10 protein-coding genes and 1 pseudogene are annotated in these 8,625 nt (G+C 30.7%); 9 read left to right on the forward strand and 2 right to left on the reverse strand.

Features of this window, described 5'->3' with window-relative positions:
• Positions 1-688, forward strand: a 688-nt coding sequence (locus HMPREF2647_RS04710; protein WP_070859646.1) for a YebC/PmpR family DNA-binding transcriptional regulator, incomplete at its 5' end; no start/stop codon positions are given.
• Positions 688-1,179: a cupin domain-containing protein gene (locus HMPREF2647_RS04715; RefSeq protein ID WP_017175991.1), complete on the forward strand. Its 492-nt coding sequence runs from the start codon at positions 688-690 to the stop codon at positions 1,177-1,179. The genes HMPREF2647_RS04710 and HMPREF2647_RS04715, both read left to right, overlap by 1 nt.
• Before the next feature lie 93 nt (positions 1,180-1,272).
• Here HMPREF2647_RS04715 and HMPREF2647_RS04720 read toward each other — a convergent pair.
• A pseudogene (locus HMPREF2647_RS04720) lies at positions 1,273-2,376 on the reverse strand (5-methyltetrahydropteroyltriglutamate--homocysteine S-methyltransferase).
• 214 nt (positions 2,377-2,590) lie between these two features.
• Here HMPREF2647_RS04720 and HMPREF2647_RS04725 point away from each other — a divergent pair.
• The 3 genes from HMPREF2647_RS04725 (at position 2,591) to HMPREF2647_RS04735 (ending at position 5,362) form a co-directional block, all read left to right on the forward strand.
• On the forward strand, positions 2,591-3,148 hold the full coding sequence (locus HMPREF2647_RS04725) for a ribonuclease FAU-1 family protein (protein ID WP_017175988.1): 558 nt from the start codon (positions 2,591-2,593) through the stop codon (positions 3,146-3,148).
• Between the two features lie 92 nt (positions 3,149-3,240).
• Positions 3,241-4,095: a LysR family transcriptional regulator gene (locus HMPREF2647_RS04730; protein ID WP_017175987.1), complete on the forward strand. Its 855-nt coding sequence runs from the start codon at positions 3,241-3,243 to the stop codon at positions 4,093-4,095.
• Positions 4,096-4,141: 46 nt separating this feature from the next.
• Positions 4,142-5,362: a sugar efflux transporter gene (locus tag HMPREF2647_RS04735; protein ID WP_017175986.1), complete on the forward strand. Its 1,221-nt coding sequence runs from the start codon at positions 4,142-4,144 to the stop codon at positions 5,360-5,362.
• A gap of 185 nt (positions 5,363-5,547) precedes the next feature.
• On the opposite strand, the gene HMPREF2647_RS04740 is transcribed toward HMPREF2647_RS04735, so the two are convergent.
• On the reverse strand, positions 5,548-6,237 hold the full coding sequence (locus HMPREF2647_RS04740; RefSeq protein WP_017175985.1) for a DUF1129 family protein: 690 nt from the start codon (positions 6,235-6,237) through the stop codon (positions 5,548-5,550).
• A 122-nt stretch (positions 6,238-6,359) separates the two neighbouring features.
• Between HMPREF2647_RS04740 and HMPREF2647_RS04745 the strand changes: the two genes are divergently transcribed.
• The 4 genes from HMPREF2647_RS04745 to HMPREF2647_RS04760 all read left to right on the forward strand — a co-directional run bounded on the left by HMPREF2647_RS04745 (position 6,360) and on the right by HMPREF2647_RS04760 (position 8,354).
• The gene (locus HMPREF2647_RS04745) at positions 6,360-6,812 is read left to right on the forward strand and encodes a GNAT family N-acetyltransferase (RefSeq protein WP_017175984.1); all 453 of its coding nucleotides are present in this window, start codon (positions 6,360-6,362) and stop codon (positions 6,810-6,812) included.
• Between the two features lie 67 nt (positions 6,813-6,879).
• Positions 6,880-7,257 carry an SA0632 family lipoprotein gene (locus tag HMPREF2647_RS04750; protein ID WP_017175983.1) on the forward strand — a complete coding sequence of 126 codons (378 nt, stop codon included), beginning with the start codon at positions 6,880-6,882 and terminating at the stop codon, positions 7,255-7,257.
• Between the two features lie 154 nt (positions 7,258-7,411).
• The gene (locus HMPREF2647_RS04755) at positions 7,412-7,708 is read left to right on the forward strand and encodes a hypothetical protein (RefSeq protein ID WP_017175982.1); all 297 of its coding nucleotides are present in this window, start codon (positions 7,412-7,414) and stop codon (positions 7,706-7,708) included.
• Between the two features lie 100 nt (positions 7,709-7,808).
• Entirely contained in the window at positions 7,809-8,354 is a 546-nt protein-coding gene (locus tag HMPREF2647_RS04760) for a GNAT family N-acetyltransferase (RefSeq protein ID WP_017175981.1), read from the forward strand.
• Positions 8,355-8,625: the final 271 nt, after the last annotated feature.

An 8,625-nucleotide genomic window follows, 5' to 3' on the forward strand; every position in this document is an offset into this window, starting at 1 on the left:
AAAAAAAGCCCAAAAAGATAAAAATACTAGTAGAATATATGCAAAATTTGGTAAAGAAATTTATGTAGCGGCTAAATCAGGGGAGCCAGATCCTGAATCAAATCAAGCATTAAGACTTGTGCTAGAAAGAGCAAAAACATATTCTGTTCCAAATCATATTATAGATAGAGCCATTGATAAAGCTAAAGGTGGTGGAGATGAAAATTATGACCATCTACGTTATGAAGGATTTGGTCCAAGTGGCTCCATGATTATTGTAGATGCCTTAACTAATAACGTGAATCGTACAGCATCAGATGTTAGAGCAGCATTTGGAAAAAATGGTGGTAATATGGGTGTATCTGGTTCAGTAGCTTATATGTTTGACCATACTGCAACGTTTGGTATCGAAGGGAAATCTGCCGATGACGTCCTAGAAACATTGATGGAACAAGATGTAGATGTAAGAGACGTTATTGAAGAAGATGGCTTGACGATTGTGTATGCAGAACCTGATCAATTTGCACAAGTACAAGATGCACTACGTCAATCAGGTGTAGAAGACTTTAAAATTGCAGAGTTTGAAATGTTACCTCAGACTGACATTGAACTTTCAGCAGATGATCAAGCAACACTTGAAAAACTTATTGATGCACTTGAAGATTTAGAAGATGTTCAAAATGTTTTCCATAATGTGGACTTAAAATAATGAAATACACGGCTTCGTTTTGGATACAATCGTTAGACTTGGAATCTCATCCAGAAGGTGGATATTATAAAGAAACTATTCGACCAGAGGGTATAAAGAAAGAAGAAAGGGCATCTTTTAGTAGTATACTTTTCTTATTAAAAGCAGATGATATCTCGCATTTTCATCGTATAGATGCTGATGAAGTATGGTATTATCATGCTGGTGTATCACTAGAGATACATATGTTAACTGAAGATGGCCAGTATCGTAGTGTCTTGTTAGGTCCAAATGTAGACCATGGAGAAGTGCTACAATATGTTGTTCCCAAAGGAACCATTTTTGCTTCGAGTGTACCTCATTCGGAAGGTTATAGTTTAGTAGGCTGTATGTGTCAACCTGCATTTGAATTTAAGTATTTTGAATTATTCACACAAGATGAGTTGATAGAAGTATATCCACAATATCGCCGAATGATTCAAAAATATGCATTGAAAAACATTGAGTATTAATAATTAGACACTTCATTCATCTAGTTAAGTATAACTACATGAATGAAGTGTCTTTTTTAAAAAGAGATAGAGGACACCATTGCTGACATGCTTCTATTCAGCAGTACCAAAAAGTTCATTAGCTAATTCTACAACATAAGCTAATTTGTTCCATTGCTCTTGTTCAGTTAGAGCATTCCCTTCTTCTGTAGAAGCAAAACCACATTGTGGACTAATACAGATATGGTCAATATTTACATATTGTTCTGCTTCTTTAATTCTTTTTTTAATTGTGTCTTTATTTTCCAATTCACCTGTTTTAGAGGTGATAAGTCCTAAAACTGCATAAGCATTGTCATTAAAGAAACGAAGCGGTTCGAAATCACCTGAACGTTCATCATCATACTCTAAAAAGAAACCATTTAAATTTTCTTTAAATAGGTAAGGGGCGATGGCTTCATATCCTCCAGAAATTGCCCAAGTTGATTTATAGTTACCACGACAAATATGAGTAGTCAGAATTAAATCATTTGGCAGTCCTTCGATCGCTTTATTAATCACTTTATAGGCCAAATCACGTGCTTTTAGTTTTTCATCTTCAGAACGTTGACGACCTCTCACTTTTTGAGTACCGTCAGTTAAACCAGCCCAGTATACGTCATCTAATTGAATATAGCGCGCTCCTAAGTCATAAAATGCTTGTAGCGTTTCATGATAAACTTTGGCAATATCATTTGCAAAATCTTCTATATTAGGGTAAATCGTTTCATTTAAAATATTAGGGTGGAATAATTGATTTGGACTAGGTATTGATACTTTAGCAGTTGCGCGACCAGCCACTTTTTTATATAAAAACTTAAAGTGTTCAAAGTGTGGATGATTTGAATTAAATGATACTTTGTCCACAATTCTCACATTATGTGCACGTGTTTCTACACCTTCAAATTCTAATCCGTGGTCAGGAGTATATCCTTATACGCCATTAATATTCTCTAGAAAATCAAAGTGCCACCAACTTCTACGAAATTCTCCATCTGTAATGCTATGTAAACCAATCTCAATTTGTTTTTCAATAATACGTTCGATTTCTTCATCTTCAATACGTGTTAATTCTTCTAAAGATAATTCGTTATTATTAAACTTAAATCTCGCTTCTTTTAGGCGTTTAGGACGTAATAAACTTCCCACGTGATCTGCTCGAAAAGGTCTAACTGTCATATATAAAACGCTCCTTTTATTTAGAATTTTCAGATAATATAGAATAAAACTATCAAATCTTAGTGTTTTTGTCAATTTTACCTAAAAATTTAATAGTTGTAGTAAAATGAAATTGAAAAATTAATAAATTTATATGCTAAAAGTAATAAAGCATGGCATAAGATGACATGGTTTACTTAGTTTAATATAATAATGACAAGGAGTTGGTGGCTTTATGAAAATTAAATACATAGATAAACGTCACTGGCGTCGCCTAATTGAACGTGATTACATAGAAGTTAAGGTAAATAATAATAGGTTTAAAGGTATTATTGGCTTGGTCACGATGAAAAAGGTGCGTGAGCCTTTAGAGGTGACGGTGGTCGATCAAAATGTAGTTGTAGTAGATAATAACTATAAATGGCTACAAATTTTGCCAGAAAAAAAACGCTATAGTATTACTGCAATGTTTGATGATAAGGGGAATCCATTAGAGTACTATTTTGATATTAACATTAAAAATATTACTCAAAAAGGGAACGCGAGAACATTAGATTTATTTTTAGATGTGTTGGTTTTACCATCCACTGGTGAATATGAGTTAGTAGATGAACATGATTTAGAACTAGCTTTGAAAAATGGACAAATTACGAAGAAACAATACCATGAAGCCTATATTATCGCTCATCAATTGATGATTGAGATTGAGGACAATTTTGCAGAGATACATCATCGAATTATGCATTGTTATAAAAAGATGATAGGTAAATTAAATAAGCATAAGAAAGCGTAATTATATTTCTTTAATACTAAAACAATAATGAAATAGTATCAATTTTATTTACCATCATAGCCGTATTCGTGGATAAACATAAGGGGGAAGCTATGAAAATTGAAGATTATCAATTACTAATTACATTAGATGAGACGAAAACGTTAAGAAAAGCTGCTGAAATTTTATATATATCACAACCAGCAGTCACGCAACGCTTAAAAGCAATTGAACATGCGTTTGGAGTAGAAATATTTATTCGTACTAAAAAACAATTAATTACTACTACAGAAGGTGCAATGATTATCGAACATGCACGTGATATGTTGAATCGAGAAAAAATGTTTTTCGATAAAATACAAGCACATATAGGGGAAGTAAATGGAACCATATCTATAGGATGTTCATCTTTAATTGGACAAACAATATTGCCCCGTGTATTGAGTTTGTATAATACACAATTTCCTAATGTAGAAATACAAGTTCAAGTGGGTTCAACAGAGCAAATTAGATCTAATCATAGAGATTATCACCTTTTAATTACCAGAGGGAATAAAGTAATGAATTTAAAAAATATCCATTTATTTGATGATGAACATTATTTTATTTATCCAAAAGAACGTCATGAAGATGTGTCAAAGTTACCATTTATTGAATTTCAAGCAGATCCAATATATATCAATCAAATTAATCATTGGTATAGTGAAAAATTTGGACAAGATTATCATGCTACCATTACAGTAGATCAAGTGGCAACATGTAAAGAAATGCTAATAAGTGGTGTAGGAGTAACTATTCTTCCAGAAATAATGATGAAGAATATTGATCATCACGTATTTGAATTTGAAAAAGTCAACATTGATGGTCTTCCGTTAATCCGCTCAACGTATATGAGTTATGATAGTAGTATATTGCAACTACCACAAGTTGATGCTTTTGTTTCTTTAATGCTTAATTTTACTAAATAATAGTTAATCAATATTGCAATTTAAAAGAAGAATAGAGGTATAATATATGTTTTCAGCACTATTGCATATTAAAAACTATAAATTATTTCTTATTAATATGATGCTCTTAGGAATGGGTATTGCCATTACAGTGCCATACTTTGTTTTATTCGCAACAAATGAACTAGGAATGTCGACAAATCAGTTTGGTGTTCTTTTAGCTTTGGCTGCAGTCAGTCAATTTACTGTAAATGCGATTGTTGCTAGATTTTCAGATACACATCATCTTAATCGGAAAATACTTATTATTTGTGCACTATTTATGGGAGCACTTAGTTTTTCTATATATTTTTACATCCATCATATATGGCTATTTATTATAGTATATGCGATATTTCAAGGATTATTCGCACCTGCAATGCCCCAATTATATGCATCCGCTAGAGAATCTATTAATGCGTCTTCATCCAGAAATAATGCAAAATTTGCTAATACTGTCTTAAGATCAATGTTCTCTTTTGGCTTTTTATTTGGTCCACTCATTGGTGCATATCTCATTCAATTTATGGGCTACGCAGGGCTATTTGGCGGCACAGTTATCATTTTATTATTTACACTGTTGTTACAAATATTCTTTTATAAAGATTTAAATCTGACTATAAACGAACAAGTTAAAGATACTGCTAGTATTGAAATAACTGCACCTAATATGTTAAAAGATAAAGCTTTATTTATTCCATTTATTGCTTTTATACTTCTACATATTGGTCAGTGGATGTATACAATGAATATGCCATTATTCGTTACAGAATATTTGAAAGAACGAGAAGGTTATGTAGGTACTTTAGCAAGTTTATGTGCTGGCTTAGAGGTGCCTTTTATGGTTATATTAGGGATTTTAGCATCCAAATTATCTACACGCACTTTGCTTATACTAGGAGCCATAAGTGGTGGTCTATTTTATTTTAGTATTGGTATATTTGAAAATATATATATGATGATGATAGGACAAGTATTTTTAGCATTTTATTTAGCGATTTTATTAGGACTGGGTATTAGTTATTTCCAAGATATACTACCTGACTTTCCTGGTTATGCGTCGACTTTATTTGCTAATGCAATGGTAATAGGACAATTATGTGGAAATTTATTAGGTGGCGTAATGAGTCATTGGGTTGGATTAGAAAACGTTTTTTATGTTTCTGCCTTATCTATTTTTATTGGTATGATTTTAATATTGTTCACTAAAGATCAAAAGTTTACATCCTCAACTATGAATATACAATAATTAAAAGAAATGATTATGTATGAAAATAAAAGTCTGGGACTTTAAATCCTTCGACAAATGAAAAAGACCACTTTTTCTATTGAAATAATAGAAAAAGGGTCTTTTTTATAATTATTTAATTTATATGTAGCTCAAAGAGTTGTTATGTTTTTGAGAATAATGTTCTAGGCTCTTATTTCATATTTTTATAACACAGTATTTGAATCTTCATCAACAAAATGATGTTCTATATAGAAAGCAATAGGTGTAATAATTATAGAAATAATAATAAATGCCCAATTATTAATTTGAATACTAGGTCCATATGCTAAAAATGACTGTGGAATAAAAAATACATAAAATAGTGCTACTACTAGTAATGCAATAATACAGTAATTAAACCACCAAATCCAATGCGAATTATTAAAACACTGTAATTGAACAGTTTTAAAAACGACTAAAATAAAGAGAAATATAATAGTTAAACCAATGATGAGCGTAATAGGAAAGGTATATAAATATACTTCATTATGATTATCAGGAACAAAAAAACCGATAAACCCCTTAAAGAAAAAGAATATACCCATTAAAAAGATAAAATTTCTAAAAATAGATTTAACAATATTTTTAAATGTTTCATTTGGTAGGGATTTAAGTTGTTTTTTAGCGTGTGCTTTTGGGTCATGATCGAAAAATTCAAGAGCTAAAGTTCCATCATTTTCTGCGGCAAGTAACTCCTTCAAAATACGATTGAGCATGAGTTCACTATCATGCGGATTTACACGTAAATCTGATCTAATATAAGTCATATAGTTTTCAAAGATTTCTCGATCCGTATTATTTAAACGCATGGATTTCACGTTGTTTTCGCGGGCTAATGTTGCAGTCGATTTCATTTATTATCCCCTTAAAAATAAAAATGTTTAAAAGTTTTAAAAGTTGATTATTATATATTAAATATGAATAATCATATCATAGTTATGTAAAGAATATAATGTATAAATAGGGAGAATATAAAATGAGAAGTCTTTCAATTACTGATGATCAATTAATTGAGAATATTGCAAGTATTCATGAATATTACTTAGAAAAAAGTGGATTAAATTATCATGCTACAACGCTCTCTATAGCTTTAAGACAAGAAATGATTGAGAGAAGATTAAACATGAACCAAGATATTATTTATGTTATTGAGTCAAAACATGATTTTAGAGAACCTTCTGCTTTCATTTGGGGTCATTTTGAAACGAGTACGAAAGTGGTAACGATTGAAATGTTATATACACACCCTCATTGTCGAAACAGTGGGATAGCTACTAATTTAAAATTGGCATTAGAACAATGGGCGATAGAAAAAGATGCACATTCTATCAAAAGCACAGTGGATGCGAATAATGAACAAATGATTCATATCAATCGTGAACAAGGATATGATATAACTCATGTTAAAATGCGAAAAGACTTAAAATAATAAAATGAATCATGCCACATTTCATGTTAAAATAAGTGTTATTGATATATATTTAAAGGAGAAATATATGAAGAAGTGGATTGTACTTTTACTATTAGCGACTTTAATATTGTCAGCATGTGGTAAAAGTGAAGAAAAAGTATCTTTAGAAAATGATATTAAACAGCTAGAAAAAGAAAATAAAGATTTAAAAAATGAAAAAAATAATCTAGAGAAACAAAAAGAAAAGCTCAATGCGCAACGAGAAAAGTTACAAAAAGAAGTAGATAGTTCTGTTGCCAAAGAATCAGTTAAACAAGAAACTGAAAAATCCAAAAAGGATAACTCAAGTCAAACGAATTTATCAAATGAAAGTTCTAGTAGTACTGAAGAACAAAGTAGTGACTCAAATAGTGAACAATCAAGTAATAATACAAGCTCTAGTTCGTCTACAGAGAACAACTAATATCGGTTTTAAAAGGCTGCAGGTTTGGCGATAGAATAAGAAGGGTAATAGTATTTAAATACATTTTGAATATAATATCCATATATTTGAAAATAAAGTTTAAAAATATAATAATAAAATTCAGCACATAATTTATAGTATTGGAGAGATAACTATGCATGAACATGATTTTCAAATTCTAGAGGGACGTGACCTTACACTTCCAGAATTAGGTAAAGAGATTGAAAATATTACTGGACGTACAGTAACTCATTCAACTGGAGACATTAAACGTGTTGTAGCACACTTGCCAAATTTTGAATCAGAAAGTGATACTTTTGTAGCTACTTTTAAACTTAATCATCGTAATGATTATATCGATGCAACATTTGTAGCACCTAAAAATCAACGTGATAAGTTAAAAGAAATTCCAGTACATATCGAATTAATAAGTTATATTTCAAAAAATTAATAATTTTTTAATCAAAATGAACGAAACGAAGTGTGTTATGGTTATATACTCCATGTCACACTTTTTTCATAATTGTATTTGGGTAATGGAGTGTGGATAAATGGTTGTTTATATAGAAACAGAAAGATTGAGATTGCGTGATTGGGAAGAAAAAGATTTATTATCTTTTCAAAAAATGAATGCAAATCCTCAGGTAAGACGCTATTTTCCAAGTCTATTAAGTTATAGACGTTCAGAATTAGATATGCAACGAATGGATGATATTTTAAAAGAAAAAGGAATTGGGCTGTTTGCTGTTGAGCTTAAAGAGACAGGAGCATGGCTAGGATATATAGGGTTAAACTACTTACCAAAAGATAGTAAATATCCTTTTGAAAATTTACCTATATATGAAATTGGATGGCGACTTATCCCTGAAGTATGGGGGAATGGTATTGCTACTGAAGGTGCTATGGCTGTTTTAGAGTATGCAAAAGAAAAAGGCATAGAAGAAGTATTTAGTCTTACTGCTGAGGGGAATTTGGCCTCTCGAAAAGTAATGGAAAAAATTGGGATGTCATTATTTGATTATTTTGAACTACCTGACCTAAGTAAATATCATCCACTTAAAAGACATGTAAGATATCAAAAAAAGTTAAACATATAAATATTAATAAATAAATACTAGAAGATAAATAGAAACCCTAGAGGCTTTTAGCATATTAAAAGTTATGGACTACATTAAAAATGTGACGATAAAAAACAAATTTATTTCTAGTCCTAGACGCAAATATAGAAACACTTAACACGAAAGTCTCTATATTTGATGCCGAAACTAGGATGGGCCAACAAATTCAGAAAGAATTCGTTGGCCCATCTTTTTTATAATATTAATCAATCATAGGTTCTAACACCAAGAGGTTTATAATTAAGTAATC

It is taken from the genome of Staphylococcus sp. HMSC035D11 (assembly GCF_001836075.1).
In the GTDB taxonomy this organism is placed as follows: Bacteria; Bacillota; Bacilli; order Staphylococcales; family Staphylococcaceae; genus Staphylococcus; species Staphylococcus hominis.

What these genes read in the sequence shown, in the direction of transcription:
- HMPREF2647_RS04735 (WP_017175986.1), top strand. Translation starts at nt 4,142, where the DNA reads ATGTTTTCAGCACTATTGCATATTAAAAACTATAAATTATTTCTTATT.
- HMPREF2647_RS04730 (WP_017175987.1), top strand. Translation starts at nt 3,241, where the DNA reads ATGAAAATTGAAGATTATCAATTACTAATTACATTAGATGAGACGAAA.
- HMPREF2647_RS04745 (WP_017175984.1), top strand. Translation starts at nt 6,360, where the DNA reads ATGAGAAGTCTTTCAATTACTGATGATCAATTAATTGAGAATATTGCA.
- HMPREF2647_RS04715 (WP_017175991.1), top strand. Translation starts at nt 688, where the DNA reads ATGAAATACACGGCTTCGTTTTGGATACAATCGTTAGACTTGGAATCT.
- HMPREF2647_RS04750 (WP_017175983.1), top strand. Translation starts at nt 6,880, where the DNA reads ATGAAGAAGTGGATTGTACTTTTACTATTAGCGACTTTAATATTGTCA.
- HMPREF2647_RS04755 (WP_017175982.1), top strand. Translation starts at nt 7,412, where the DNA reads ATGCATGAACATGATTTTCAAATTCTAGAGGGACGTGACCTTACACTT.
- HMPREF2647_RS04725 (WP_017175988.1), top strand. Translation starts at nt 2,591, where the DNA reads ATGAAAATTAAATACATAGATAAACGTCACTGGCGTCGCCTAATTGAA.
- HMPREF2647_RS04760 (WP_017175981.1), top strand. Translation starts at nt 7,809, where the DNA reads ATGGTTGTTTATATAGAAACAGAAAGATTGAGATTGCGTGATTGGGAA.
- HMPREF2647_RS04740 (WP_017175985.1), bottom strand. Translation starts at nt 6,237, where the DNA reads ATGAAATCGACTGCAACATTAGCCCGCGAAAACAACGTGAAATCCATG.